Raw genomic sequence first — 26,533 nt, 5'->3', positions numbered from 1 at the left:
TCCTGGATATCAGCAATATGGCGCTAATTTCGATGGTCACTATGGCTGAAATGGGTGCTCCAGGTCACGGCAAAAACTCGAAGGTCTGGAACGCAGCCTATAGCCGTCGGTCTCGTCTGAAGACAAATAGGCTCGGTGGCCAAAAGCCGCCATACAGAGCACGATGTTCCTGCTCCATAGCGGCCATTCAATACGAGCCTGGCAGATCGATGGGGGACGATACTCCACGGCCGCCCTTATTCAGCACATGCGCGTACACCATGGTGGTCGACACATCGGCATGCCCAAGTAATCCGGTGAACTATTTCGGTAAAAGGATGTGCTCTACGAATCTCCGCTAAAGAGGCTGCGGTTACGGATCTGTTGCGCGTAGAACGTAATCCCAACATGATTGATGCGGATGCGGTGCAGTCCCGGCTTTAGAGACTCCTATCGCTTCTCGATCAGGTGCAGCTCAACGTGGTAGCCCATCAAGCTGATGCGATCAGCTGCAGCGCGCAACGCGACCTTGCTGAAGAACGGCAGATCCAATGTGCCTGAGCGTGCCCCCTTTTTCTTCAGTACGCCGAACACCACCGTCCATTCCGCCGGCACAATACGAGCTGCCGTAGGCAACAGGGCGACAAAGCCGCTGCGGCTAAATTCGGTTTCACGCTGGCCGGCTACCTTGCGAAACTTGGTGCGAACGATGCTATCGCGTCGCAGCGCTTCGGCTGAGACTAGGCCTTGGTTGAAGAGATGGCTGAGCGGGGCCGAGGAAGCAGAGTCCTTCAAGTGGATCAGCTGTTTGCTGTGCGAGACGAAGTCGCAGGCTTCCAAGTTGGCGTAGCTGACGCCGGCTGGATTGATCTTGGTCTTGTCGATGCACAGCAGATGGGGATAGGCTGCTGTGCACAGTTCGGCGATCAGTGCCTGCTCATTGGCTGCGCTTGACGCCGACAGAAATGGCGTCTTTTTCAGGTTCAGATAATATTGTTGGATATCCTGGTAGTAGACGCTGCTGACCTCGTACCACTGGCCGTCAAACAACACGTACTGGTTATTATTGTGCTGGGTCTCGAAGACCATGCAATCGTAGACCCTCATCTGGCCGAACGGTGCAGTAGGGTCGTTGCTGTGGCTGCAAACCAAGTGGGTTCGGATGTCGTTGATGTCGAAGCCGGCAGCAAAGCTACCGGCATTCAGTTCTGCGATATAGTCTTCGATTGCCAACGTGTCAAACTGTTGTTTGCTGCGCGGCATACGTGCTCCACGGTAGGACAGTTGCGAACCCGGGCCGGTCGGCAGAATGTCAGGTACGGCCAGGTGCAGCTCGGATGCTGCGCCTGCCGCCATGCTGGTCAATTCACTCACCAGCAAGGCATCAAGGGTATCGGTCAGCGTGCCTTTGTGGAGCGGCTTGATCTGGTCGATAAAGCCGAAATCCGTCTTGTAGTCGACAGCGTTATACAAGTCGAGTAACTGGTTGCACAACATAGGCAGGTCGGCAAAGGCCAGCTTTTTACGAATCTGCAGGGCGTCTTTGCCCGAGACTGCTTTGGCGATGTTACGGTCGTTGGGCGTGCCCGAGGCCAGACGCAGCAGTTCGCGGTTGGTGTCCAAGCCAAAGTCCTTGAGATCGCTATCGCGGCTGGCCTGGGTACGGCGTTGCATCACTGTGGAATCCAGGCTGGCGCTATCCAATACGCGCAGGTCTTTGCGCGAGACGCTGTTCAGCACGACGCGCATGCCGAACTGGCGCTCGACGAAATCATGCTCGATGGCGTGGTGGCCTTGGCCGAAGCAAAAGGCAAACAGGCGGCGTGCACTTGCCGGACCGGCTTCAAGCAGCAAGACCGCTGACGAGTGCTGGCTGTGGAGCAGTGGCTTGATGCCGGGTGCGCCGCGTTCGAGGAACTCAGCCCAGTCGGGCGTTTCTTGTGCCGTTGCGTGGTAGTACAGCTGGCCAATTGGGCTGGGGTGAATGAGCAGACCGTGGCCGGGTTTCAGCGCGTCAGTTGCCTGCACGCCAGAGCGCAGCAGACGCACAGACAGATCAGTAGTGGCGGGAAACAGGGCGCTGCCGGACAGCGCAGCGGGTAGTGCGGGGATCGCTATCGTAGTCATTGTGCTCCTTATTGTGGTCGTTAGTTGGTTGCGGCCAAAGTTTGGTGTGGAGCAACTGTATCCCTTCCTCAATTTTTGTTATAGGAGTACTATCGGAGTTCCTTTTTTTCAGGTATGTAATGAGCCCATGACAAGTCCGTTGGGCCTCCTATTCGGCCGTCTGGCCTATTTGTTGCCTCCGATGTTGGCCGAAGATGACGTGATGCAGGATGTGTCACGTAGCGCCTTGGCGACGGGCTTGATGGATGTGACGACGCTAGCGCAAGCTGAGGCAACGCTGGCAGTGGTTGAACGCCTGTTCTGTGCGCTGGCACTGCTGCATGAGGGGAGTTCAGCTCAAGGGCAATGGCGCTTCAATTCCTATTCGGCCTGGCTAATGGCGCGCTCGCTGCTGGAAACGTTGGCCACCGATCATCACACTCTGCTTGATCCGGGCTATTGGAGCCAGTTGCCGGCTGACATCGAGGTAGAGGAACAGCGCGCACTGCTAAGTCGGCTGGAAAATGGCCGGGTTACGTATCACCCAACCAACGCCGCGCGGCCGATCCGTTTTGTGTATGTCGCTTGGGCAGTGATACGGCTGGGCGACGACTTCCTGCTATACGCTAGGGAGGACAAGGTACGCCCGGATGCGCGCGGACATTTCGGTTTACCTGGGGGGCGCTTCAAACTAAGCGATGTGCCGCTGACAGATCGGCCGGCAACAGCCGAGCATGATTTCGCGTATGGGATCGGCCATTGGCCGATGGCGCACTTGCAGCGCTCGCTGTACCGTGAACTACGGGAGGAGTTGGAGCTGTCGGAGCGGGACCATTACAGTCTCGGGCCTGCCATCGATATCGCACCCTACAGTAGGATTGAAGGCGCGCGGAATCACCATGCCTATACCGAGTATCGCATGCGCTTGTTTCCACTCCAGCTGAATACTCATGGTGCGTTAAAGCTTTTCGAGCGCCTGCATCGCAGCCCGGAATTGTTTGCTCGGTTCACGGCGGCCGAATTGGGGACGGAGCGCAATGCCCGTGGTCAGCGGGCTTTTGTCACTGCGCTGGTGGAGCATTTTGGCCCTGAGCTCAAAGAACTCGTAGCGTTGCCGCAGGCGATAGAGGAGACCTATCTGCTGAATACCCCACATATAGGTGTCGATATCCCGTTAACAACGGAGCAGCCGATCACCAGCGGCCGTAGCGGAAAACCGCTGAAGGAGCATGCAGCACGTTTGACGGAGGCTGAGCTTCGCTGGCTTTGGGCGCTCGCCTGGCACGCGAAATCGTTGCCGCTCGCGGGTGCGGATAATATTGGCTTGCTGCCCTTGGGATGGGTTCGGATTGATGACATGGCCGTGCTGCTAAGTCTGCGGGACAAGCTGGATACCAGCGGCCTGCAACTGGTGGAGATTGAGGACGGCCGGTACGCGCGAATGTCTATTAATCCTCGAATGGTGTACTTTGATCCTGAATTTTTCCGCTATCGTCTGCATGGCGATGCAGTTAAAGGGAGCCTGGAACTGTTCTCAGTCGAGACTCGCACGCCGCTGGGTATACTCAGGCATGATTCGGTTTTCATTGAGTTAAACACCACGCTGGCCGGCGAGTTGCGCCATCTGGATGGAGTGGAGCTGCTTGCCGACAATACGCAAAGTTCCGAGCATCTTCGCCGCATGCTGGATGCGGCGATGAGCGATGCGACGAAGAATATGGGCGTCCGCCAGTTGATCGCACATGTGGATAAAGCTCGCCAATACCGGAGACTGTTGATCAGGAGAGATGACAATAATTGACAACGCGTGGCTGCAATTCGTGCCTTACGAAGTTGGTGTCTTGAAAATCGTAGTGGTACGTAATCCGGTAAGCGACATCGAATCGTTACCTTCCGAACCGTTCCTGGCAACTACAAAATTCGTTCCAGACAGTAAGGACGTCGCCGGCGTCAAGCGGTTTCATGTGCGCAAGGTGGTTCCGCGCTTCCTTCAGTGCATGAAGAAGCCGATAAAGCCCGTCGGGCATTCTGGGCAAGCGGTGTTTCCCGAAAATCCACAGAATCTTCCCTGGTTCAATGGCCGTGTATTGGTTGCCGTCCTCTTCAACCAAACGCTCCCATTCGTTCGTCGCATTAGCGGAGATCCATTGGCCGACGTGGCGCGTGAATTCCAGCAATGTCGGGAGCAATGACGTTACCTGCTCCTGCCAGATCAGCCGTTCTTCGTACTTGCGTGCCGCGCTCGGGGCGATGCTTTCCCATGGAATTTGCGGGCCTCGATCGAGCGTCATTCCAACCAGTTCGCCGCGTTCCCATCGCTGCCAGTATGCCTCCGGCACGTTCCACCTGTTTTCCGTGCGGGGCAATTCCATGTCATGGGGCAGACATTGTCCGTCTTTCTGCAGAGAGCCAAAAAACCCGGATCGCAGCCCCGCCAGTTGTCGCGGCGCCTCGGCGCAAATCTCCTTCAGAAGGAAGGGATCGCCGTTTGCAGCCCCGGTGTAACTCGAAATCTGCCACGCCCTGATAAGAGGATTGGTCGACTCACTTTCGAGCCAGGCAATGGCAAGACCTCGCATATCCTCCCAGCGCAGTGCGTTCCAGAGGTAGCGGTGCTTCACTGCAGGGGAATTCTTTGTGACAGGAATACGTTGGCCGTGGCAAAACACGATCAGTGGACGAAGGCTGCCCTGTTCCGAGCATTTTTCGTACAGGCGCTCGACTCTGCCAAAGAGTTTGATCCATGGCTGCGATGGTTCCTTGTCAAACGCCACTGATAACACAGCTGCCCTGCGCGAAATGAGCGATCCTTCGAGTGCTTCTTCAAGGCTGGTAGCGCTATCGTTCAGCTCGCGCTGAAAACTCTGTTCCGGCCTTGCGTCAGCCTGGTCAAGGAATACGGTGTTGACGCCCTCCCCGCGACGGCGGCTGATAGCGGCAACCAGCTCGGCTTCCCAATCTTGGCCGCGCGCGATCGGCGGCAGGTGGAAAAACACTACCTTGCCGCCGCGCAGATCGGTAACCGTATGCTCCGCGACACCGACAATCGAGGGCGCTGATGATATTTCCATCGTGCCTTTCCGCTAACAGCCGATAAAACAGTTTTTCGCCACGACAGAGGGCACCATGAATTCGTCGGCAGAATGCGACGTACCACGGAGCAGGCCGAGATGCGTCATCCACTGGATGAAGACATCTGTTGCCATATCCACACCCAGGTCGCCGAAAATCTCCCGCCACTGGTCGACGTCCAGTTCGGCCACGACGACGCTCATGGCGGCGCGGTTTGCCGTGTATAGGCCAGTCTTCTTGTCCTGTTCCAGCACCAGCGGGAACATGGCGTCGGTGACGCACCGCAACGCCTCGGGCATTTCGGTAATGCCGAACAGTTCGTGCACGTCGCTAGCCTCGATCCCGGTAAGCTTTTCCTCCAGCACCGGCAAGGCGGCGTCGGCACTGGTGATATCGCGCGTGCGGCATTCGCTGATCAAGTCCTCGATCAGGAAATGGAAGCCGCCCGTCTTGTCCAAAATCTCGCTGCTATACTGTTTCGCTTTGTTGCGGATTCCGGCCACTTCCAGCGCTTTCCAGACCGCCCCGTCACTCCAAGGCTGCAGGACGAGCTCACTGAACATGCTGGCACGCAGTTCCGCATGGGCGCGGCGCTCAGCTTGCGGGCTGCGTTCGGCGTGCACGCGCCGCTCCACCAACCAGGCCCAAAGCGCACTTGGCCCAGCCGTCAGGAACACTCGCCCCTTGGAGTTCTTACTGCAGGCGTTCTTGCAGTGGAACTGAATTTCCCGGACCACATCATTGAGTGGCATTTCGGTGGTCAAAAGTTCAGCCGGCGCGTTGATAAAGAAGTGCTTGCGCTCGCGGGGGCGGAAGAATTTCACCACTTCCGTGGAGAAGCGCTCCACATTGCCCATGAACTGCTCGCCCACTTCCTTGCGCGACCAGGCGTCCTGACCTTCCCCCAACCCTTTGGCAACACGCGAAATGTTGTCATCGGCTTTAGTCACGCCCAGAGCACGGCTGCCGAACACGAGCGTCACGCCGAAAGCTTCGGCGCGGCTAAACATTTCTGCTTCCTGTCCCATGCTGAATGCGCTGAAGTGCGCTCCCTTGCCTCCCTGGTAGTGATGGAACTCGCGCGGATTGGCCTTGCGGCGGGATTGCTGCGCGATCAGGCGCTCCATTTCGTGCTCGATGACGTCTCGGTTGCCCAGCAAGCGCAGCAGGTTCGGGCTACGCAGTTGATAGGTCCGGCTGCCGTCGGTGTCAGTACGTACTAGCACGCCAAGGCCTTCCATCTCCTCCAGCAGAGAGCGGATGCTCGCCAGGTCCATCGCCGCGAATTCCGCACCCCACCAGTAGGCGCCCAGTTTCCGGAACTCCGACTCGCTACGTGCATCGGTCGGATTGCCGCTCAAGACTAGTGCGTAGACCAGCACCTTGTACCGGTCATCGAGGTCCAGCGTCCAGTCGAACCGATCGCGGATATCCTCGGTGAGTTCGGGGTTGCGTTCCACCTCGCGCAGATCCTCGCGGGTGATCACGCGGACCGCGCCGCCGACCTTCTTCTGGCGCGTTGCCTTCTCGTAATACCGCGACAGCAGGCGGTGGCAGAAAATCTGCATCAGGCCGGGGTGGTAATTCACGGTCGACATGATCCGCAGCACCAGCTCCGGGCTCTCGAATTCGAAGCCGAGCGCCCGCATCGGGTTGACGACCAGCCGTTGCGCTGCTTCAGGCGGCAGCGGGCTGATGACGATCTCGCGACCAAGCTGAGCAAACGGATGGTTCTTCCAGCGCTGAAACTGTTGCACCGATTGCAAACCGGCGAATACGGCCTTGAACTGGCGGTTGGTATCGACCATCAAGCCGCGGATTGTCTTGATCAAGCCGAAGTCGTGCTGCGCATCGAGATTGATCAGATCGTCAGCCTCGTCTAGCAGAAGTGTCAGGCTCAACGAAGGGTTCTTCGCAAACGCTTCCTTGATCGCCTGCGTCACAGCGGCCTCGAGGCGGTGGCTCCCCTTGGCCACGGTCGAACGCAAATCAGCGAATTCGGCGAGCGTGACCTCGTTGGCAACATATTCCCAGAACATGCTGCGCACCTTTTCGTAGGCTTCCGTGCCGGCGCCCAGATCGTCGATGTCGCGGTACAGAATGAAACGGTGCGACTTCGGATCATGGTGCTTGTTCACCAGGTGGCGCAGCGTGGCTGATTTGCCGAGCTGGCGACCGCCGAACACAATGCAGGCGCCGTCCTTATCGAGCAGGCTGTTGACTTCCTTCTCCCTGCCCACAAACGTTTCTTCCGGCACATTCTCGCCCTTCATCTGATAGGGCTGGCAGTAGGCAAACGGCAATGTGACGTCGAACAAGGTCTGCTGGCGATTTGCGCGGCTCAGGATGAAGAGCAGGTTGACGAGGTCCACCATGAGCAATTGCATCTGGTCCTGCGCGCAGAGTGCACGCAGACGATGGCGCATGAGGGTCGAAATCGGGTGTAGCGACAGCACGAGCAGTGGCGACCGCTTCAGGCCCAGCTGCCCAACCAGTTCCCGGATCTCGTCCTCAGTGTACTTGCGGGTCAAGAGCAGAACCGTCAATTTCCGCTTCAATTCCGACCCGAACGCCGGCACCGGGCATGTGGGGTTAAAGCGCAGCGCGACATCGACTACGCGGTAGTCATTTCCACGTTGCCGAATTTTTACCTCGCCTACGGTTTCGACGCCGAGAGCGGCCACGATCAGAGGGACCAGCGTCGGCGTCGAGTCGGAAGCGGAACCTTCGCGCGCACGCTGGATTCCTTCCAGAGTCTTGGCAGCGGAGTCGCGCTGTGGCTTCTCAAGGATGTTATAGGGGAGCCCGAACGCTGGCTTACAGTCCTTGATGCTCTTGATCAGATCGTCAAGACGCAGGTCTGCCAGTTGCAGTGCTTCGGTGATTTGCGCTTCAGCCGCTTCAAACTCGCGGACGATGGGACACCCGCTTACTTGTGTCTGCGCCAGACGGCGATGTGCACGCTGGGCGTTTTCCGCCTGATGGATAATTTCGGCAGCGGCAACCTGGTCGCCGGCATCCGTGCTGGCCGAAAAATGCCGGACGAAATACTCCCTGTCTTCTTGCCCCTCTGGTGTTTCGGGGAATGCGTTCGCGATCTCGATACTGCGCTGCTGCATCTTCAGTTGCGATGCTTCCTTGATGCGGTCGGTAAAAGCGGCCACTTCACCGATCTTCGCAATCACTTCGAGCATGCGAGGCTCGTCGGCAGAGCGAATGCTGGTGAGCATTGCGCGAGCAGACATCAGCTTGCCGAGGATTCCAGAGCGTGTAACGTGCTGCGCGGTTTTGCCCGCTTCACCGTTACCGTCCTTCGCGGTGTCCGCTTTCTCGAATTCGGTCAGCTCGCCGAGGAGATAGGCGTCCTCGACGCGCGTCTCGAGGTCGTAGATCTGGAACAGCAAATCGCTGCTGGTTTTCTCCAGCATTTCGTCGAATTCGTCTCGCGCAGGTTCCGGTAAGCTAAAAGTGTCGATAAGGTACTTTGCCCGCACGAACTCGCTGCGGCGCAATGCTTCTTCGAAGGCCAATTCCGGATTGGGTTTCAGTCCGTACTGGAGCATGTTGACGAGATCGTCTTCAGCACCAACCACCGGCATGAAGTCGTCATCCAGGCGTACACCCGGATGCGGCGCGAGCATGGTGTAGATATCGCGTTCCACTTGCAGCGGCTCGCCGGCGAGGACGTTGCTGATGCGCTTGACGGTAAACGAAGCCGATTGCAATGCAGCGTCCATCATCGCGTTACCGCGCCCCACGTTGCCCTGAATCTCGGCGATTACGGCAGGGGCAGCCTTGCGGACATAGGTGCGCAACGCTTCAATTTCCTTGCGCCGAAAATTGTCCACGGTTCCGCTCGATTCTTCGGTCAGTTCGACCCACCGACGAGCAAGGCCCAGCGTGGTGTTGACGTAGCGCATGAACTTGGCGCGGGCCGGGCCGATCATCGGCGGACAACGTCCGGGCACGAGGCCTGGTGCCAGCTCGTAGCTCTCAGCCAGCAGATCGGGAGATATGGTTTCGAGAAGGTTCTTCGCTTCCTGAATCCGATTGCGCTCGTTGCCGGTGACAATGGCGTGCAAGCTGGCAAGTGGCATGCCGTCCCGATAAATGGCATGAATCAGGCATTCCCCCGGCCAGAACGCCATTTTGGAGACGCGTGCCTTATGCAGTTCGTTTGCGGATTCGGCCGCCAGTTCTTCCAGTTCTTTGGAATGATCGGTCGACGCGCCAGCGAGCATGACGTCGGACGGCGTCAGGTAAATGGCCTTGTTCATACCCAGATCGACCAGCGCGGTGAGCAGCTCATCGAACTTGGGCAGACCAGTCTCTGCCTGCTCGCGTAGCGCGTAGATACTTGCCGGCTTGTCCGCACAGAACAAAATGGGCGCCATCAGCGCTCCGGCGACCAGTACGCGGTTATGTGAGGCATCCGGGAACTCCTGTGCCAATGCCGACAAGCTGCTACCGAGTTCGCCACCGATGAACCCGCCCGGCAAGATCCGGTTGCCGAAGACGTAAGCAGTGAAGGCCTCATGGCTCCATTCCGGTTCATTGTTCCGGTGCGCCAACCAGGACAACCAAAATGCGACATCGTAACGACCTTCATCGCATGCGCTAAAGCATCCTTCGAGCGCTGAAACTGCGGGTTCGCCCAATGCGGGCAAAGCAGTATGTGGTTCTGCCGGACCGGCTGATTCGGGTTCAACGGCGAGGATCGGCTGAGTTGTGACGGCAGTTTCCACCGGCGCCACCGGCGTCTCCACGACAGTGGCAAGCGCTACCTCGTCGGTTGTTTCTGGCGACGCTGCCGCCTCCGCGTCCTGGTGCGGTGCCGCCGTCGCCGCCGCGGGTGTCATCGCCTCACTCGGGGCCTCTTCTGCTGCTACCGGAACGCTCTTTTTCGACTCTGCGACCAAGCCCGTCAATGACTCTTTCGGCAAGGCGGTTATTGTGGCAGTCACATCGTGGGTATTCCCCGGGCTGAGAATCGGGGTTACCGGAGTCGGTGCAGGCAGCTTGCCAAAGACGGTCGTGAGTGCGTCGCGCAAAGCGCCCGCTGCCACCTCTACCCTTTTCGGCTTTGCGTCTTCAGCCAGTGCGGTGGAAGGTCCAATCAGGGTGGGCTCATCGGTGGACTGTTCCTCTCCTTTGTCAGTAACCGGCGTGGACAGAATGGGAGGCTCAGCGGCAAGATCGAAATCGTCGTGTGACGTTGCCTGCGCCCGCTGGACCAGGGCTATGATGTATTGCGTATAGTTCCACTCTTCCGGAGCGTCCGGGATCGGTATCTTGGGTTGCGACGGAATCTCAAGGAGTTCCGCCATAGCCGTTTCAACGCCGGTTTTGGCCGTCTCTGCCTGAGAGATGAGTTCAGTCATCTTGGCGTATTGCCGCGCTGCCGTCGCTTCTTTAATCTGGGCCTGCACCTGCTTTTCCGCTTTGATCGCGGTAACAACTTTGCTGAGAGCGCCAGAAATCTGCTCCACTGCGCCTACTGCCAATGCCATCGCGTCGGAGTTCACTTCAACGAGCGAGTTGATGAACCAGTCGATTCGTTCGGCAAAGTCGGCGGCGCGGAGGCACGCGGTGATGTAGGAGAGTCCCTTGCGAATATCCTCGGTGCGGTCAAATTTCGCCAAGTACCCTAGTCCGACAAGGATCTTTGCGACGGCTTCGATTACCACGTTACTGTCATCGATCATTGCCTGTCTCGACAACGTTGAGAGATCATGAATCATTTGCTGAATGTCGCTGTACGCATCAGCCCCCTTTCCGGCAGACGCATAGGACGCGACCAGGTTGTCATCGAAAACGATGCCAAAGACACGGTCGTAAGCATCTTCCTCCCAACCGATAGGGGCGTCATTGTTGTCGTCAGGCCGATTAATTAAAGGTGCAAACCACTCGTAGCAGGTAATGAAGTCTTCGGCGCCAGGGATGTTGCGGAGATGCTGGCAAAGCCTGAGTGGACGTGCGTCGTTGCTGACGCTCTGGACATCATTGGAGATGTCATTCAGGGTTTTTTCTTCCCCTGTTGCGACCAACTCCATTCCGCGCTGGTACCAGCGCAGGGTCACAAAATATTTGAAGAGATTTTTGTCTTGATGGTTGCGCTCGCGATTGCGCGGATCGAAGGTCGTGGACTGAACAAACGCATGAAATTTTGCGAACGCCAGTGGATCGCTCAGTTTCTCGAAAAGCTGCGCGGTCAGTGTCACCGGGTCTTTCGACCATTCTCCCTCTGGCGGTTCCCAGAGCTTTTTTAGCCCGCTGCTTAACTTGTTGATGTGTTGCTGCTCCCAGCCCATTACTCGGCGGAAGATATCGGCGTTCATCATGGTCATTGTTATCCGGTCCCTGATTCGATATGGCGAGACGAAGAGCTATCATCTCATGCTGTTGCATTTCGGTAATATGTGAGTAGATCAAAAAAAATCGAACTACGGCCCCGGGGCTTCCCCGTATCTCATATTCATGGGATGTTCCACGGAAAGATGGGCGCGAGCCTGTCGAAAACTGTATCAAGGATGGGAGAGGGTCTCCTGAAGTCAGCTTGCAGAGGCAGGCTTCAAACCGCCCGGTGCTGCTGCGGTTGATTAAGGTCGTGCGAGACAAGAAGTATTGCCGCATCCTTGATGTGATCACAGTTTTGCAGATGGATGCGACATAACGTGTCGCTGAACCGCCCCGGCTTTTAAGGAGGCCGCTTTGGGTCGACTTCTCCAGATCCGGACTTGCGGGTGAACGTCTGCAACCTGGTGCGAAGTGGCCGGCGGCGGGAGCACAGCCAACCGGCGAGACCGGCCAAGAGCGGTCGTCGGACGCGGCCGAGCGACGACTGCGCGACTGGCGCCTTCGGCGCCTGCACCAGTCGATCGGGCACACGTTTTCAAGCGGCCTCAAAGCCATGGCTGGCCGCTCGCAATAACCAACGGCTCCGACTTATCAGCACGGTCTTCACTATTCAGCCGGCGTGAATGCACAGTCGAACACGCTGGTCTAAACCATCGAAATGCATCAAAATCGGCGAAATTACAACGTAGCTGAAAATAGCCGCAAAACATGACTGAAACGCGATCATCATGGGTAGATGACCAAACGTGGAAAACTCGTTGGGAGAAGCTTGAGGAACTGGATGGCGGCGGACAAGGTGAAGCGTATCGCGCGCAACGCCGGTCCGACGGAAGAATCGGATTCCTCAAAATCATCAAATCGAAGAATGTCGCTGAACGTCGAGCTCGCTTTTTCCGCGAGGCGACCGCCTATGACAGCTTTGGCATCGACGGCATTCCGAGGCTTATAGAAAGCAACGCGCATCGACACTCAGATGACAGCGTCACTCCCTTCATCGTAACCGAGTTCATCGAGGGGACCACGCTACGGTCGTGGCGCGAGTCGCAGGCTTCGGTATCAATCGAAACCGCGGTGACGATCACATCGCGCCTTCTCGATATCTTACAGGCCTGCCATGCGCAGGGGTGTGTCCATCGTGACGTCAAGCCCGATAACATCATCCTCGAAGGTGGCGCTGTGTCACGCGTCTGGCTGCTCGATTTCGGGATCAGCTATCACAATCTTGCTGACATCGACTTCCAGACCGAGCACTGGCAAGAGGTCGGCAACCGGTTTCTCCGGCTTCCCGAATTGTCAGCCGGGAGCGTATCGAAACAGGATCCCAGATCGGACATATGCTTTGCTGCGGGCATCCTCTTCTATCTGCTGACTGGCGACCACCCTGATGTGCTTGAAGACAGCGAAGGCCGATTACCGCACCAGCGAGCTAGGGCGATGGCACAGCTTCAACAGAGCGCATCAGCCCGACTGGCCCGGCTCCTCAATCTTTTTGATGAAGCATTTACCACCCGCATGGTGAACCGCTTCGCCAGCGTGCAAGCGATGCGCGAACGAATGGACAGAATGATGCAAGATCAATTACCACCCGGCTCGTCAGTGGACGAGGACCTAGCTGCGCTCCGAGAAGTACTTGTTACCAATGCCAGTCGTCGCCTGACCGAAACGATCGGGAAGTTCAATGCCGCGTTGAGTAACGTGCAGCAGGTCTTCAATCAGGTGCAGCAGTCTATCGGCGGCAGTTTGTCGATCAGTCAGACCGGCTGGGCCGTCACCGGCGAAAGTGGTCAGAACACATTGTACTGGTCGCACCAAGGATCAACCGATCGCGTGTTATCGGTCACCTATGAGGTCTTGCCCGCTGGAGAAGAGCTTCTACTTCGACTGTCGGGCGAGACTGTCTATCGCACCGAACTTGCGGAGCCCGTCTATGACGATAAATTCCAGAACGCGGTCCAGACCTGGCTGGTTGCAAGGCTCCGCACCGCCCTCACTGACCCCAATGCACTTCCATCTGAGGCAGACCTGTTCCGCGAGACCAAGCCGTTCGGATCGCTCGAAGCGGCCGCAGAGGAAGCCATGCGGCGCAATCGCGCTATTCTGGCCTTTGTCTATGATCCGACTATGCCGGAACGCGGCAAGCTGCGATGGGCACTCAATTACTTCTTGGAAAACCGCCGCACGCGCGACATCATGAATGAGACTTTCGTCACGGCGCTTGTGCCCCTCTCGGCCCTCTCTGCCATCTCCAATATCTTGGAGCAGCAATCGATGGAGCGATCACGCTGGGTGGTTTTGGACCAGCACCTTTGCCCGCTGAAGCAGCAGGTCATCCAAGCCAATCCGCAAGAGGCTGAGCGGATCGTGGGCGAGCTGGCCGATCACTACGGAGCCGGATCCGGAACGTCGACTTGATCTAGCGGAGACGGACTGTTTAGCGCCGCCTCGACGAGCTTCGCAACCTACTGCATGGTGAAGCGGTCGATCGACTGGCAGCGGCCTGCAAAAAGGGATGCCCAAGCATGGTTGCAAGCGCTCATCGACGTCTGACAATCGAAAGGGTGGTTAAGGCTCGTTCTCGTTGATTCGGCGCACTTCCGGGAATGACTCGAACCTGCTGTAAAGCAGCCAGCTGCCGCGGAGTCCAGCTCGCCTGTGCGCTGCCATGTTCAGATATTATGCACCGCCAATCCCCTTGGTATTGCTTTGACAACACGCCCATGGCAGCATCCCGTCCGTACACCCAATCCTTGTACGTCAAATGAAGATCGTCATTATTGGAAACAGTGGGAGTGGCAAGACTTGGCTCGCGAGCGCCATATCGAACGCGGTGGCTGCGCCCGTAATACATCTTGATGACATCTTCTGGGAGCCTGGCGGGTTCGATCAAAAACGCGCTAGCGAGACAATCAATGTCCTCATTGTGAAGGCGAAGGAAAAAGAGCGCTGGATCGTTGAAGGCGTTTTTGGCGAACTGGCGCAACCGTTTTTGCAGGATGCCGACCAATTGATTTGGCTGGACATGAAATGGACGGTTTGCCGAGAACGTCTGAATAACCGGGGCTCTGAAAGCAAGATGCACTTGGAGCGCGAACAGTCGGAAGACGGCTTGCGGCGACTCCTTGTATGGGCAGAAAAATATTATGAGCGCACTGACATGCGCTCTTACCAAGGCCATACGGCGATGTTTAATGCATTTAGTGGAGTGCGCCTTCGACTGCAGTCCGAACAAGATGTCGTCGGTTATGTCCGTGACATTGCGAACAGTGATCTAAATCCTTGAACACGGACCTTCGCAGGCGGGTTCCGCCTGTTGTTTCGGGCCGTCTTCGGGAATGTTGAACGTCAGCTTTCGGATTTTCCGAACGACAGCTTAGGGTCGATTCTGTTGAAAAACTCATCTTGACCTTCGTTTGAGGCGTCATATTGTGACGAGATGGCATGCCTTTGCGGAGGCCATCATGATGGGACGGAAACTTGTTCCGAGGGAACGCACTGAGATCATCAATCTTGAGGAGTTCGTGCCGCAGGATCATCTTTTAAGGGCGATCGATCGCTATCTCGATCTGGCGGAATTTCGCACGCACCTCAAACCCTTCTACAGCCATACCGGACGGCCGTCAGTTGATCCAGAACTGATCATCCGCATGCTTATTATTGGCTACTGCTACGGCATTCGCTCTGAGAGAAGATTGTGCGAAGAAGTCCACCTGAACCTGGCATACCGCTGGTTTTGCCACCTCGGCATCCATGATCGCGTTCCGGATCATTCCACCTTCTCCAAGAACCGGCATGGCCGCTTCCGAGACAGCGATGCCTTCCGCGAGTTGTTCGAATCTGTGCTGCGCCGGTGTATCGTCGAAGGTCTGGTTGGCGGCGAGGGATTTGCTACTGACGCGAGCATCGTCAAGGCAGATGCTCAGCGTCAGCGCGCAGTGCCCGGCACGCAGCACATTGCGTGGGGCGATCCGAACCAGGAAACCCGTCCGGTAAGGGAATATCTGGCGGCACTCGATGCAGCCAATCCTGCCGCTCCACCCAAGTATGTCTCCCTGACCGATCCTGCGGCATCCTGGTCAGCCGCTTCAGGGCCGGCGTTCTTTGCCTACTCCACCAACTACCTGATTGACGTGAAGGCCGGCATCATTGTCGATGTCGAACCATCGCCCTCGAATCATGCGGCAGAGTCGCAGGCGACACGGACCATGATTGATCGAGTGGAGCAGCGCCAGCATCTTAAGCCGCAGCGCCTCATTGGCGATACCGCCTATGGCACGGCAACCATGTTGGGATGGCTGGTCAAGCACAAGGGCATTGAGCCGCATGTGTCTGTCTGGGATAAGAGCGAACGCACGGACGGCACCTTTGCGATTAGTGCATTCGTCTGGAATGAGCAGGCTAATGAGTATCGCTGTCCTGCCGGACACGCATTGCGCAGCCAATGGCGGGCTTTTACCAGCCCGCGCTCCCACATTACCAAAGCGGGCACGATTAACTATCATGCAAGCCAGTGGGATTGCCAGCAGTGCAGCCTGAAAGCGCAATGTTGTCCGAATACGCCAACCCGCAAAATTGCGCGCAGCATTCATGAGGATGCACGCGATGTCGCTCGCCACATCATGGATACACCGGAATATTGGCAGTCGCGTCGTCAGCGCAAGAAAGTGGAAGTGCTGTTCGCGCATCTCAAGCGCATCCTGAAACTGGACCGCCTAAGATTACGAGGGCCATCCGGTGCACATGACGAGTTCTTACTAGCAGCCACGGCGCAGAATCTAAGGCGCATGGCAAAACGGCTTTGCCCAGGGAGCCTCAACTCGGCCGAATCTGCCACATAAGCCCGCAGCGAAAACACCTTGGCGCGCTTATGCAAAACCTCGAATCCGTCATATCGAATTAGGATTCGACACTACAGCAGGTTGCTTATCGACTATTTCAACAGAATCGGTCGGGTCCTGCCGATCATGCGTGAAACCTGAACGTCCGGTAACAGTTTTCGGCTGCCGGTCGAAACCAACAGCAATGCAGCGATCGCGGATATATCGACAAGCCGTCCCAAATGATCACCGCGTTGGACATTCTGGCGCATTCATTGGCGTCGAATGACGAGCCGGCGACCCGCTTCGGTAGCGGTGATAACCGTGCGCACGCATCCTGTATGGATAGGCAGGATGTGCGCGCATTTCACGACTTCATCTTTTTTCGGCACGGCTCGCCTTCACACGAGCCTCTGCCCATGCCGCGATCTCGCTTCGTATCCATGCAGACGAGCGGGTCGACAATTTCACCGGTGCCGGGAACTCCCCCTTCTTGATCGCAGCATAGATACTGCTTCTGGACTTTCCACACAGTGCCAGTACCTCCGGCAATCGCATGAAGCGGATTTCCTGCCGTGATGCCGATTCAGTTTCCATGTTTTTCTCCTTTCGATTTCAAATTAGATTAAATGAATGAATTGCGATATCAAGGGTGCACGTCGCTTGCCGCAAAGCGCTTGCAACCGCACGCCAACACCTTTCAAAACGGGATGCGTTGCGGCCGGATAAAACGTTCCTCAAGACACCGGGATGCACGGCGCAACGCGTCTGCGGGCCGTATCTCAGAATTGGAAACAGTTGGCACAGGCGGCGACTGTCGCGGAACGCGAACGCCAGTTCAAATGCATGAATGCGGCCACGCCAATGCCGATCGTCAGGTACTTTGGCCTGAAAAATACACGTAGCGCCGAACGCGATACTGTGAGAGGCAGCCGTGATGCCTGCTCCCCTACGCGAACAGGGGACGCCCGTATGACAATTGCACGCTGAACGTGCCTGTCATTTCTTCGTCTCTGCACGGGGATCTGGACTTCCCCGTGCCATGCATTGCCCTCCCCTCTCGGGGCGAGCTCGTGCCAACAGGGTTGACAACGTATGTCTTACGATGGGTGTTTTCACGGGCTGGCTTTACCGCCTGCGGCGGAGGGGACGCCAGCTCCCCGGGACTCTGGCGAGAAATGCGCGGCTAGCCGATCCCCGGATCGGTAAGTTCATCCGGGTGTCGCGCCCATCGCTGAAAAGATTGGTCCTTCCGTCACACGGTCTCCGTGACTGGCATCCGACATGTCGCGACTGCGTCGCCGCAGACTGCTCGGCCACCTGGCGTAATCCTGCGCGGTGCATATCGCTTTCCGCTCGGTTTCCCATGCCAGCACGGTACCGGCAATCTGCAGAACTGCCCGCTTGAAATGTTTCTTGCGCCGGTCGAGTGTCTTGCCGCCGAGGAGATTGACGGCCGCCAGCGTTTCCAGCATCACCATCAGTTGATCGATCGTCAGCACGAGCTTCAGATAACGCACTCCGACGCTTGAGATCACTTGTGCGCGGACCACGATGGGCTCGTCCGCGTATTCGACCATTCGCGCCACGCCGTTCTCCTCGCACAGCTTCCCTGCTGCCGCGATTTCCCGCTCCGCCTGATCCATGCATTGGGAGATGCTTTTCCGGATGTCCTGCTCGACGCTGTCGAGCACTTCCTGCGGAAACTGCTGGCGCGCCTGCGCCAGCATGATGAACATGTTCGCCTGAAAGCTGTTGAAGCTGCGCGCGAACACGCGCTTGATCTCCGGGCTGCGCAGTACGACCTCGAACGGGACATGACTGCCTTCATAACGGGTCAGGCGCGACTTTGCAATCTTCGCCAGCATCCGGGCGTTGAAGTCGTCCGGATCGTATTCGATTACCGTGCTGTATGCCATCTTCAATTCCCCCACTTGTATGCGCGCCAATGGATGTTCCCGGTAGCCCGAGGAACAGACTATATGCGCTGACGTTATTCCGACCGAACGGCTTGATCCAGTTGAATTAATGCGGTTCAGGGCGGGATTTCGGCATCAGCCACGCAGTTGCCGCCATACGCGACGGCCAGCGATGTCCCGGGATGGCTCGGACGGTTCAACTGCGTTTTCCGTTCACCCAATGACGCCTCGGGTATGACTGGAAAGCTGCTGTAGAACCACCAGGGTAATGCTGAAGAACGACTGACGAACATCCCGGCACCTGCCCTTCACAAACTCGCACCCGGCAACCTCTGCGTAACCACTGAGGAACGACGCACACGCGATCTTTTCTCGCCAGACCGCGTAGCGCAGAACCAGAGGACAGCCTTCGTCCCGGCCGGTCAGGTGCCGGCGCGGCGTGGCGGCCGACCAGGATTTTTCAGACATCACGTCGGCCACCAATTAGACCGTCATCCGGCGCTATTTCGCGTGGCGCATCAAGTCGCCGTCTTGACAGGGGCGCGCCTTTTTCACACACTGATCATGCACTTCGCGCTCATCGCGAGCGCACCCTCCATCGCGGAGGACCCGAGTCGAACTCGGGCGTTTCGGTCGTTACCCGAACCAACCATTACCCGGCGCGCTGTAATCAGCCGCCCATGGTGTTCCCATAGAAGTTCGGCGCGTTTTCGCCCTCCCCGGCGAAGGTTTGTCGCGTCGCCAACGTAGCCTCTTCACGGGCGAAGCAAGCGTGACGCCCGTGAGGGATCCGGCGTGCTCTCATTGGACGCCTTCAGATCAACACGGATTGACTTGTGTCGTGCCGACGGCCAGAGCGCATCTGCGCTTTAGCCTGACAAGTAGCCCTCGCAGGCGCCAACGCGTGTCCCGCGAGTGGCATCGGATATGGTGTGATGAACGATCCATATCCCTGTGCTGGCGCATCAACGCATTCGATGCGCCATTTTCTCTCTTGCCTGTTTCTTTGGAGTGCGCCTACGCATGGCATCTGCCCTGCGTGTTCGGCGTTGCGTCGCCCTTGAGGCGGCGCGCGCCGTCCTCAGCATTCACCCGATCGGCGGCCTGCTCATGGGGCCGATGGATGCTTTCGGAAAGGAGACCATATGAAAGCCATGAATTGTTTTACCCGGGTACGTGCCCGGGTGTCGCAGTGGCGCATTGACGCGCCCTGCGCCCGCCCTCGCGGCGGGGCCACGCACATCGGCGAAATCCGCTTGCGTGCTCACATGCATATTTTGAAGACCACTTCCATCCACGTTTCAGCGGCAACCGGGCCGGCGCTGAAACGACCTTGCGGCCCGCGCTCGGCAGCCGTTTCGGTCCGGGATTGCCGTGCGTGAATGAAAGGACCGCTTGATCAACGCTCACGTCACGTCAAGGAACCATCATGAGCAACAATCCCGATTGGAAAGCCAAGCTGCAAGCAATCATCGATATGCACAATCACCGACATGCAAAGCGGGCCAAGGATGTCTCGCACCGAACGCAGGCCGCGCGGGCGGAAGCCCTGTTCGTCCTGTTCAAGTTGTGGCGCGCACTCGGTTTTGAGCTCGATCCCAACAAACTCGACGGCACGCACGTCAAGTACATGTTCTGGTACCTGACCTGCGATCCCCGCATCAAGGCGCTGTGCGACCGTCGCCACGTGCCGATGCTGCCCAAACCTCACAGCGCGGCGTACCTGCAATTCCTGGCCAGCACGCTGCGCACATTTTCCGAATGGATCGGCAAATCCGGCCTGGTCTTGCCGCCCGAGCGCTACGGGATCGATCCCGCCCTGTTCGCGCGCACCTATGTCGCCCAGCAGGACAAGAGCTGGACCGCGCACGATGTCGATATCCCGCAGATGCTCGCGCGCGTGGCGCGCATCGACGAGCGCGTGGCCATCATGCTGGAACTGGTGTGGCGATTCGGCCTGCGCCGCAAGGAGGCGGTGATGTTCCAGCCGCATCTGGCGGTGGTGCCGGCGGGCCTCGTGCCCGTTGACGGACCGATGGCCGAGCACTACATCGCCTGCCTGTCGATCGAGCGCGGCACCAAGGGCGGACGCCTGCGCCTGGTTCCGCTGGTGTCCGATGCACAACGCGACGTGATCGAACGCGCCAAGCGTTTTGCGCCGTATCCAACGTCGTATCTGGGCCATCCCGGCAAGACGCTGCTGCAAGCGCTGGATCGGTACAAGAATGTGTTGAGCCAGGCCGGCATCACGAAGAAGGAACTGGGCATCACCGGGCATGGCTTGCGCCATCAGTTCGCCGGCGACAGGTATTTCGATCTGGCGAAAGTGGCGTGCCCGGTGCGCGGCGGCGACCCGCTGCAGGATCCGGAATTGACACAGCGTGTGCTGCAAGCTGTTTCGCAGCAGCTCGGGCACGACAGGCCGGCCATCAGTCAGGCGTATTGTGGTTCGTTCGCCGGGACCGGCAAGGGCGCCACGTCGCCATCTGCCGCAGACGCAACTCCGCAAAACCCAGGTCAGTGAATGGAAAAAGACCCCGGCAATATCGGAGGGACACCCAGGCGATCAGCACATACAAGAGCAGGCGCGATGAAGATGATTGTCGCCTGGGTCAAGGCGGTTCCATACTGCTCAGAACGAAAGTGCCCTCATCGTCAATGCACGACGATTCCCTTGCCCGGTTCGCAATGCAGGGTTGTCGCAGTCGCCGCATGTTCAGTAGCCGGCCCGACGATCACGTGATCGTAGAGCTTGCTGAGCTGTCGCCGTTTCTTTGCACGCTCGCCTGGCTTTTCCCTGGCCAGTTGCTGCAATGCTTCCGTGTGATGTAGTTGCGGTGTGAGTCGCGCTGCCTTGATCCCCATATAAATGAAAAGCCTGGCCAGGAACACAGCTTGCTGGAAAACCGCATACTGGGAGTGTCCCTCGTCACTTTCGTTATCCGGCGCATGGTAGCCGGCCAGGGCCGTCTCCAGCACCTCCTTCAAGCAATGCGATTCGTCGCCGATGTCGAAATGGAAATGCGTCGCTGTGATGGCACCGGTATGCGTAGGTCCGTTCAAAACGTGAATGGAAATGGTGCGCAGGTCTGACTTGGTCTGATCGGGGTAGACTTCAAAGCAGTAACATCCTGAGATGTCAGTGCTCTGATACAGGTCACCAAAAAATTTGGCCAGCGATGCCCCAAACGGGACATAAATTGCCGGACAAGGTGGTTTGAACATCGCCACCGGAATGTCATCCCCGATGCCGGCATGCGCCAGCAACGCGCCCAATTCGGGCGTCGGGACAACAATAGCACCGCGGCGTGCCTCAAAGGCAATGGCCGCCGCTTGGGCGAGCAGGGCATGACAAGGAACTACCCCCTCTTCCGGTAACGCCATGCCCACATCTGCCGCGATCTCCAGAAATGGGGTCTGCAGTGCATCGCCCATGGCGAGTGTCAGACGGGTGATGGTCTTGCTCGTGTCGCCGATCCACGCGACAGCTGCCGGTGCACTATGGTTGAGCAGACGCGTCCAGCGCGCCAAGACCCCGGCGTTGCGAAAGGCAACCGGTACCGGCAAATCGGCGTGGCGCGCGACTTCCATCTCTCCCGCACTCACATAATCATAAGTTTGCAGGAACTTCTCGAGGTATCGATGCCGTTCCTTGGCTTTGGTCGGTACGGTCAACGCAATCAATTCGGGAATAAAGGGTGCGTCCATGATGTCCTTTCCAATCAAGGGGTGGGGATAACCTGGAAAGAATCGCTTGGTGCACTGCATGTTGTCGACTCGGAATGGCCTGTCTGTTTAGGGGCTTTCGAAATCAATGTCGCTTTTCTTGTAAATGCTTGGGCGATTTCAAGGGCACGTCCATCCGATATCTAAAGAAATACGCGCGACGCAGTTATCCATATGAAACCGGCACGGTCTTACGCATCCCCTTCACGCTTACTAACGCACAAATTCCGACATGCCATCGTCCATCACTCATCGCCAAGGCAGCGGGCGCGTTCCTTGTCGATCAGCCAGTGGAGGAACCGTGTGTCCTCCGATACACCCCAGTAATAGCGCTTGCAGCGCGCAATGTAGGCATCGAGATCGTCGATGGTCTTCACATCGTCCGGCGCAAAACCGGTGATTTGCGTGAAGCGCGCGACTTCGCGTGCGGTCAGCCGGATATGGTTTCCAAGACGGATCATGGCGTGACTGCTCTCTCCTTTTTTGCACCGCGTGTGCGGACCGATGACGAATGACGGTACATCGCCGACCACGCGTGACACAGGTTCATGCCGGCTTGCCGGTCAAGTTCAAATGTGCATCGATCTTGTCAGCGAAACCCTCGGGGTCGTTGCGGTTACGTTCGATTTCGTCCAGCACCTGATGCCGGCCGCTGCAGCGAGCACCTGTTCCGCACCGGCCGTCAATGCCAGGTCCGGACGTGCCTGGACAATCGCGCGATCGGTGTCGTCGAACGGCCCGCTCTCCGTGACGCCGCGTTCGGACAGGCCTTTTGCTACGCGATAGTCGGCGACCAGCCTTGCCGGCGCCTTGATTCCGGTGCCAGACGCAATGCGCATCAGCCCTTCCCCGGGCAGCGTGGCGACGACGGGAAGTGTGTCCCGAAGGGCGTCAAGGGCGTGTTTCATGCAGAGGCTCCTGTGCAATGCGCGTGATCTCGCCTAACCAGCATCGCGCGGGAACCCGTTCGTTCAAGTCCGCATTCCGCCCCTGTTTCGTCGGGCAAGCTGGGAGCCGGCAAACGGCTGCTTCGCCGCTGCACGGACCGCCCGATACTGTCTCTTACTCGCCTGGACCGATTTCCTTCGACGGACGAGCCGTTTCCGGCATGCTCGGCCATGTCATGCGTTTGAGGGTGGAGGCGTTCGGCAATTGCCGTCAGGCGACGACACGACCTGATGCCATGGGCGCGATCTGCACGTTCCGTGTGTGCGGACACGCCTTGGGATGGTTGAACTGACACTGGAGAGCGACTGGGGAACAACTGGGCACGTACCGGGTTCGCGCATTTTCCGGGTACTCACACCCGGGAATGACTGCAGTGTGACTTGCACGCCGTATTTTCCGCCTGGTCCGCACCGCGCAGAACCAGAGGTAAACCTTCGGCCCGGCAGGTCAAGTCCTGGTGCAGCGCGGCGACCGGCTATGCGTTTTTAGACTTCACGCCGGTCACCATTTAGACATTTTGCAAGCGCGGGTCTGGCGCTGGCTGAAATTTCGTGAGATGAACGTACGCGCATCCTGCTCACAAAACCGGCGCCATCAGATATCCGCTAGTCCCGCCTGTTGCGTCGGGCGACATCCCGGCTTCCGCTCCCCGGACGCTGCACCTCCCGCAACGCGCGCTGTATGACTGCTTTACACCGGTGCCGGACGACGTAACGGACCATCACTGCCGTCAGCAAGTACGCCAAGGTGGCCGGCGGCTGGATCAGCAGGCCGACGCCCCCCAGCCAGCTTGCGAGTGCGATCAGCAATGCCGATGGCACCCACAGATCATACAGTCGCAACAGCGGGGATCATGGCCCGGCTACCTCTGTGTACGTCCTGCCAGGCGCAATTCCACCTCGATCTTGTCGACCAGGCCTTCCGGGTCATGGCAATAGCGGCCGATCTGGTCCAGCGCTTCATGCCGGCAATGTGCTTGCGTCGTCCAGTCGGGGCCCCAGCGCATTGCCGCATAACGGGCATAGCAGCCCCGGTCAATGCCGAGCGCGGCGGCGGCCTCAAGCACGTATTCGGCGCTCTGACTGTCCTGCTGGTGCGCACCGCCATCCTGCTGCAAGAAAACAGGACTCTGCCGTGCGATGGTGACGACAATGGATGCTTGTTGCATCACGGTGATCGAGAATTTCATGGTGCAGCTCCAGAACCATGCGAAAGATGTCCCAGCGTCCCACGCGAATTGGCATCTTCAAGTCCTCGCTAGTCGGGCTACCTGCGCGTGACCGAAGCGCACGCCTTACCCGCGCGTTGCGCATGCCGCAATGCATGTCCGGTGGTTGCCCCATGCCATAGTCGGATCACGCCGCGAAGCATTGGCACGATGAGGAAATACAACAGCGACGCCGCTAGGAAGAGCCGCAGCCCGGGTTCACCGCGCCAGGCCGAGAGTACGGCCAGCAGCACCGGCGGTGCCAGCAAATCGCGCAATCGCCACAAGGGTGGCGGATCGGCGCGCACATAGTTGACACTCTTCCCGGTCGACCAGTTGATGAGACCGCGTACACGGTCGGTGCCGACGAGCAACGTGATGTCGTGCCCGCGCCGCGCCGGCATGGTCCGGGTATGGATGATGAACTGGTGTTCGCCTCCGGCGGCGTCGCGCAGCCACAACTCGTAACGTTCGGTCGGACCGAGGCGGCCGCGCCAGTACAGGTGGACGTTGGTGTGGCGGCGCAGGTCGACCACGCGGCCGCGCATTTCATGCAGGACTGGCATCGCGGATTCCTCCACCGGACGATGAGGATCAGCGTTCCACAGCTTTTGCCACTGTCAAGCGCGCAGACGGCCTGCCCACGATCGCGGCTGAACTCGCCTGCAGCAATGTCCATATTGGAGGGCAACGAAAAACACCCCTACCAACGGCCGCGCCGGCACTTCCGACAGGCACGTTTTCTGGGAAATGCTGTCATTTTCGACGCGCGGTCCGTATAAAGACGTCCCGGATCAGTTACCGGCGACGTACCTACGACGTACCTGCGACGTACCTTTGCCAGGGCGATGCGCGTGCCGTACGCCTGATCCGTCGCGGTCGACGTACCTGCGACGTACCTGCGACGTCATCCCTTGCGTTTTCAGCGCGATCCACACGGCACCGTAGAACCAGAGGTAAGCCTGCGCCCCTGCAAGGCCAATCCCGGCGCGGGGCGGCGACGGGCCTGGCCTTTTTTAGACATCAGGTTGGCCACCATTTAGACAATTTTCAAGCGCTTCGGATCGGACGCACACAACTCCGCACGATTGAGAGACGAGCGAGCGCTCCATTCACAAACTCCCCCATACAACTCGTGCTCGTTGGGCGATCATGAAAATACCAAGGAAAAGGAATGACAGCGGTCCGCCTTACACCGCCGCAGGTATGGAACAAAGTGGAACCAGTTTCTGCGCTCCCCCCCCGGCGGGAATGACGATGGGGCAAAGTTCTTCTACTGAGCTCAGTAAATGCGTCGTGGAAAGACGGTTATTCGTCATAACCATGCAAGCGATTGCAGTGTTCGATAAGACATCCGAGAAAATTCGAGACACCGTTCAGGTACTCGTGTATTTTGCTGTCACGGCTCTAAATCTTTTGTAGGCAGTACGATAGCTTGGTTTCTCGCGCCAGCTTTCAACGTTCGCCGCTAACAGCGGAGAATTTTTTTTCGTCAATGGCGGAGCCCACTATTCGAGTATCTTCATCATGCTGAACAATGATCGAATTGACCGTAGATACCATTCTTAGTAGATCCTGAGCAGAGTCATTGTCTTGTAGTTTGACGGCAAGCCGATACAGTGCTTCCAAAAACAAACCGAGGCAAGTCGCGGCTAAATAGACAGCAAACGATCGTTTCTCGGCGAAATACACCTTAAATGCATCGTCTTGTGCTTCGGCCTTGAACGAGCTAAAAACTGTTGAATTAAAAATGTCTTCTGGGAACCCGTGAATTGCATCCGATGCTGTGGAAAATGCAGTTCGATAAAATGATTCCGCGCCTACCGCTTTGAACCGGTCTGCTGCATTTGGCCATGTCGGTAGGTCGTTGAATTGGTTGGCTGGCCCAAATCGATTTTTCCAATAATTAAGGACTTTCAACTTCTTTTGGGCCGCATCAATCGCGGTCTCTCGTTTCTTCTCTATCGAGTGCTTTAGCCACGATTCGGCATTCCGTGTTGTTGTCGATAGATAGTGGCGTAGGAGCGATTTTGCTCGTTCGTCGGTTTCTTCACCTACCACGTACATGAGATTGACAGCTTTCTCGATTGCAACGCGAGAGAGCGCCTCGACTGAACATAATCTGTCGCATTCTAGGGCCTCCACCAAGGTCTCATTGAGATCGCGAAGTGCATATAAACTGAAATCAACGTTGACGCGTGAAAAGTGCGGTAGTACGTTGACATTAGGCGTTAACTTCTCTGCTACTTGTCGAAGGTCAGATACCAACTGGCGAAGTACAGGAATATGCGTGACATGATGGTCAAAAACGCCGCGTACGTCCCAGAAGGAATGTCTCTTGGATTGCATTCGGAATCACGTTTCTTATTGAAGTTGAAAGCAAAAGAACAGCTTGACGGTCATAT

Annotated in this window: 18 protein-coding genes; 6 read left to right on the top strand and 12 right to left on the bottom strand. The window is 57.7% G+C overall.

Annotated elements, in window-relative coordinates:
• Positions 1-429 precede the first annotated feature (429 nt).
• Positions 430-2,106, bottom strand: a complete 1,677-nt coding sequence (locus AC3WOY_RS17875) for a DUF6119 family protein (RefSeq protein ID WP_492426153.1) — start codon at positions 2,104-2,106, stop codon at positions 430-432.
• A gap of 127 nt (positions 2,107-2,233) precedes the next feature.
• Here AC3WOY_RS17875 and AC3WOY_RS17870 point away from each other — a divergent pair, with 127 nt between their 5' ends.
• On the top strand, positions 2,234-3,886 hold the full coding sequence (locus AC3WOY_RS17870) for a hypothetical protein (protein ID WP_492426151.1): 1,653 nt from the start codon (positions 2,234-2,236) through the stop codon (positions 3,884-3,886).
• A gap of 85 nt (positions 3,887-3,971) precedes the next feature.
• Here AC3WOY_RS17870 and AC3WOY_RS17865 read toward each other — a convergent pair whose 3' ends face one another.
• Together AC3WOY_RS17865 and AC3WOY_RS17860 are read right to left on the bottom strand one after the other, a co-directional pair.
• On the bottom strand, positions 3,972-5,156 hold the full coding sequence (locus AC3WOY_RS17865) for a hypothetical protein (protein ID WP_492426149.1): 1,185 nt from the start codon (positions 5,154-5,156) through the stop codon (positions 3,972-3,974).
• Between the two features lie 12 nt (positions 5,157-5,168).
• Positions 5,169-11,504 carry a hypothetical protein gene (locus tag AC3WOY_RS17860; RefSeq protein WP_492426147.1) on the bottom strand — a complete coding sequence of 2,112 codons (6,336 nt, stop codon included), beginning with the start codon at positions 11,502-11,504 and terminating at the stop codon, positions 5,169-5,171.
• 718 nt (positions 11,505-12,222) lie between these two features.
• On the opposite strand from AC3WOY_RS17860, the gene AC3WOY_RS17855 reads away from it, so the two are divergent.
• From AC3WOY_RS17855 to AC3WOY_RS17845, 3 genes are all read left to right on the top strand, one after another.
• Positions 12,223-13,926 carry a serine/threonine protein kinase gene (locus AC3WOY_RS17855; RefSeq protein WP_492426145.1) on the top strand — a complete coding sequence of 568 codons (1,704 nt, stop codon included), beginning with the start codon at positions 12,223-12,225 and terminating at the stop codon, positions 13,924-13,926.
• 346 nt (positions 13,927-14,272) lie between these two features.
• Entirely contained in the window at positions 14,273-14,794 is a 522-nt protein-coding gene (locus AC3WOY_RS17850) for a P-loop NTPase family protein (protein WP_492426143.1), read from the top strand.
• Between the two features lie 178 nt (positions 14,795-14,972).
• The gene (locus AC3WOY_RS17845) at positions 14,973-16,349 is read left to right on the top strand and encodes a transposase (protein ID WP_492426141.1); all 1,377 of its coding nucleotides are present in this window, start codon (positions 14,973-14,975) and stop codon (positions 16,347-16,349) included.
• A 354-nt stretch (positions 16,350-16,703) separates the two neighbouring features.
• On the opposite strand, the gene AC3WOY_RS17840 is transcribed toward AC3WOY_RS17845, so the two are convergent.
• Positions 16,704-16,925, bottom strand: coding sequence for a helix-turn-helix transcriptional regulator (locus AC3WOY_RS17840; protein ID WP_492426139.1), 222 nt, complete (start codon positions 16,923-16,925; stop codon positions 16,704-16,706).
• Between the two features lie 614 nt (positions 16,926-17,539).
• Positions 17,540-18,247 carry a hypothetical protein gene (locus AC3WOY_RS17835; protein WP_492426137.1) on the bottom strand — a complete coding sequence of 236 codons (708 nt, stop codon included), beginning with the start codon at positions 18,245-18,247 and terminating at the stop codon, positions 17,540-17,542.
• Between the two features lie 1,023 nt (positions 18,248-19,270).
• On the opposite strand from AC3WOY_RS17835, the gene AC3WOY_RS17830 reads away from it, so the two are divergent.
• A complete protein-coding gene (locus AC3WOY_RS17830; protein ID WP_492426135.1) occupies positions 19,271-19,396 on the top strand; it encodes a hypothetical protein in 126 nt (41 codons plus the stop codon).
• Positions 19,397-19,676: 280 nt separating this feature from the next.
• Positions 19,677-20,771 carry an integrase domain-containing protein gene (locus AC3WOY_RS17825; RefSeq protein ID WP_492426133.1) on the top strand — a complete coding sequence of 365 codons (1,095 nt, stop codon included), beginning with the start codon at positions 19,677-19,679 and terminating at the stop codon, positions 20,769-20,771.
• A gap of 131 nt (positions 20,772-20,902) precedes the next feature.
• Here AC3WOY_RS17825 and AC3WOY_RS17820 read toward each other — a convergent pair whose 3' ends face one another.
• The 7 genes from AC3WOY_RS17820 to AC3WOY_RS17790 form a co-directional block, all read right to left on the bottom strand.
• A complete protein-coding gene (locus tag AC3WOY_RS17820; RefSeq protein WP_492426131.1) occupies positions 20,903-21,955 on the bottom strand; it encodes an AcrVA2 family anti-CRISPR protein in 1,053 nt (350 codons plus the stop codon).
• A gap of 263 nt (positions 21,956-22,218) precedes the next feature.
• Positions 22,219-22,434 (bottom strand): hypothetical protein, encoded by a 216-nt coding sequence (locus tag AC3WOY_RS17815; protein WP_492426129.1) that lies wholly within the window; start codon positions 22,432-22,434, stop codon positions 22,219-22,221.
• 108 nt (positions 22,435-22,542) lie between these two features.
• Positions 22,543-22,881 (bottom strand): hypothetical protein, encoded by a 339-nt coding sequence (locus AC3WOY_RS17810; protein ID WP_492426127.1) that lies wholly within the window; start codon positions 22,879-22,881, stop codon positions 22,543-22,545.
• 645 nt (positions 22,882-23,526) lie between these two features.
• A complete protein-coding gene (locus AC3WOY_RS17805) occupies positions 23,527-23,763 on the bottom strand; it encodes a hypothetical protein (protein ID WP_492426125.1) in 237 nt (78 codons plus the stop codon).
• Positions 23,764-23,783: 20 nt separating this feature from the next.
• Positions 23,784-24,110, bottom strand: coding sequence for a hypothetical protein (locus AC3WOY_RS17800; RefSeq protein WP_492426123.1), 327 nt, complete (start codon positions 24,108-24,110; stop codon positions 23,784-23,786).
• Between the two features lie 77 nt (positions 24,111-24,187).
• Positions 24,188-24,694 (bottom strand): hypothetical protein, encoded by a 507-nt coding sequence (locus AC3WOY_RS17795; RefSeq protein WP_492426121.1) that lies wholly within the window; start codon positions 24,692-24,694, stop codon positions 24,188-24,190.
• A gap of 889 nt (positions 24,695-25,583) precedes the next feature.
• Entirely contained in the window at positions 25,584-26,477 is an 894-nt protein-coding gene (locus AC3WOY_RS17790) for a DUF5677 domain-containing protein (protein ID WP_492426119.1), read from the bottom strand.
• Between the last annotated feature and the right edge of the window lie 56 nt (positions 26,478-26,533).

The sequence above is a fragment of the Noviherbaspirillum sp. FW303-A3 genome (genome assembly GCF_058788695.1).
Note: the sequence above shows the minus strand (reverse complement) of the source record. Positions and strands in the feature narration are given on the sequence as shown.

Bases quoted from the DNA above. Each gene is read 5' to 3' on its own strand.
- AC3WOY_RS17865 (WP_492426149.1), bottom strand. From the start codon at position 5,156: ATGGAAATATCATCAGCGCCCTCGATTGTCGGTGTCGCGGAGCATACG.
- AC3WOY_RS17855 (WP_492426145.1), top strand. From the start codon at position 12,223: ATGACTGAAACGCGATCATCATGGGTAGATGACCAAACGTGGAAAACT.
- AC3WOY_RS17850 (WP_492426143.1), top strand. From the start codon at position 14,273: ATGAAGATCGTCATTATTGGAAACAGTGGGAGTGGCAAGACTTGGCTC.
- AC3WOY_RS17860 (WP_492426147.1), bottom strand. From the start codon at position 11,504: ATGACCATGATGAACGCCGATATCTTCCGCCGAGTAATGGGCTGGGAG.
- AC3WOY_RS17800 (WP_492426123.1), bottom strand. From the start codon at position 24,110: ATGAAATTCTCGATCACCGTGATGCAACAAGCATCCATTGTCGTCACC.
- AC3WOY_RS17845 (WP_492426141.1), top strand. From the start codon at position 14,973: ATGATGGGACGGAAACTTGTTCCGAGGGAACGCACTGAGATCATCAAT.
- AC3WOY_RS17815 (WP_492426129.1), bottom strand. From the start codon at position 22,434: ATGATCCGTCTTGGAAACCATATCCGGCTGACCGCACGCGAAGTCGCG.
- AC3WOY_RS17820 (WP_492426131.1), bottom strand. From the start codon at position 21,955: ATGGACGCACCCTTTATTCCCGAATTGATTGCGTTGACCGTACCGACC.
- AC3WOY_RS17875 (WP_492426153.1), bottom strand. From the start codon at position 2,106: ATGACTACGATAGCGATCCCCGCACTACCCGCTGCGCTGTCCGGCAGC.
- AC3WOY_RS17825 (WP_492426133.1), top strand. From the start codon at position 19,677: ATGAGCAACAATCCCGATTGGAAAGCCAAGCTGCAAGCAATCATCGAT.
- AC3WOY_RS17840 (WP_492426139.1), bottom strand. From the start codon at position 16,925: ATGGAAACTGAATCGGCATCACGGCAGGAAATCCGCTTCATGCGATTG.
- AC3WOY_RS17790 (WP_492426119.1), bottom strand. From the start codon at position 26,477: ATGCAATCCAAGAGACATTCCTTCTGGGACGTACGCGGCGTTTTTGAC.
- AC3WOY_RS17830 (WP_492426135.1), top strand. From the start codon at position 19,271: ATGGCATCTGCCCTGCGTGTTCGGCGTTGCGTCGCCCTTGAGGCGGCG.
- AC3WOY_RS17835 (WP_492426137.1), bottom strand. From the start codon at position 18,247: ATGGCATACAGCACGGTAATCGAATACGATCCGGACGACTTCAACGCC.
- AC3WOY_RS17795 (WP_492426121.1), bottom strand. From the start codon at position 24,694: ATGCCAGTCCTGCATGAAATGCGCGGCCGCGTGGTCGACCTGCGCCGC.
- AC3WOY_RS17870 (WP_492426151.1), top strand. From the start codon at position 2,234: ATGACAAGTCCGTTGGGCCTCCTATTCGGCCGTCTGGCCTATTTGTTG.
- AC3WOY_RS17810 (WP_492426127.1), bottom strand. From the start codon at position 22,881: ATGAAACACGCCCTTGACGCCCTTCGGGACACACTTCCCGTCGTCGCC.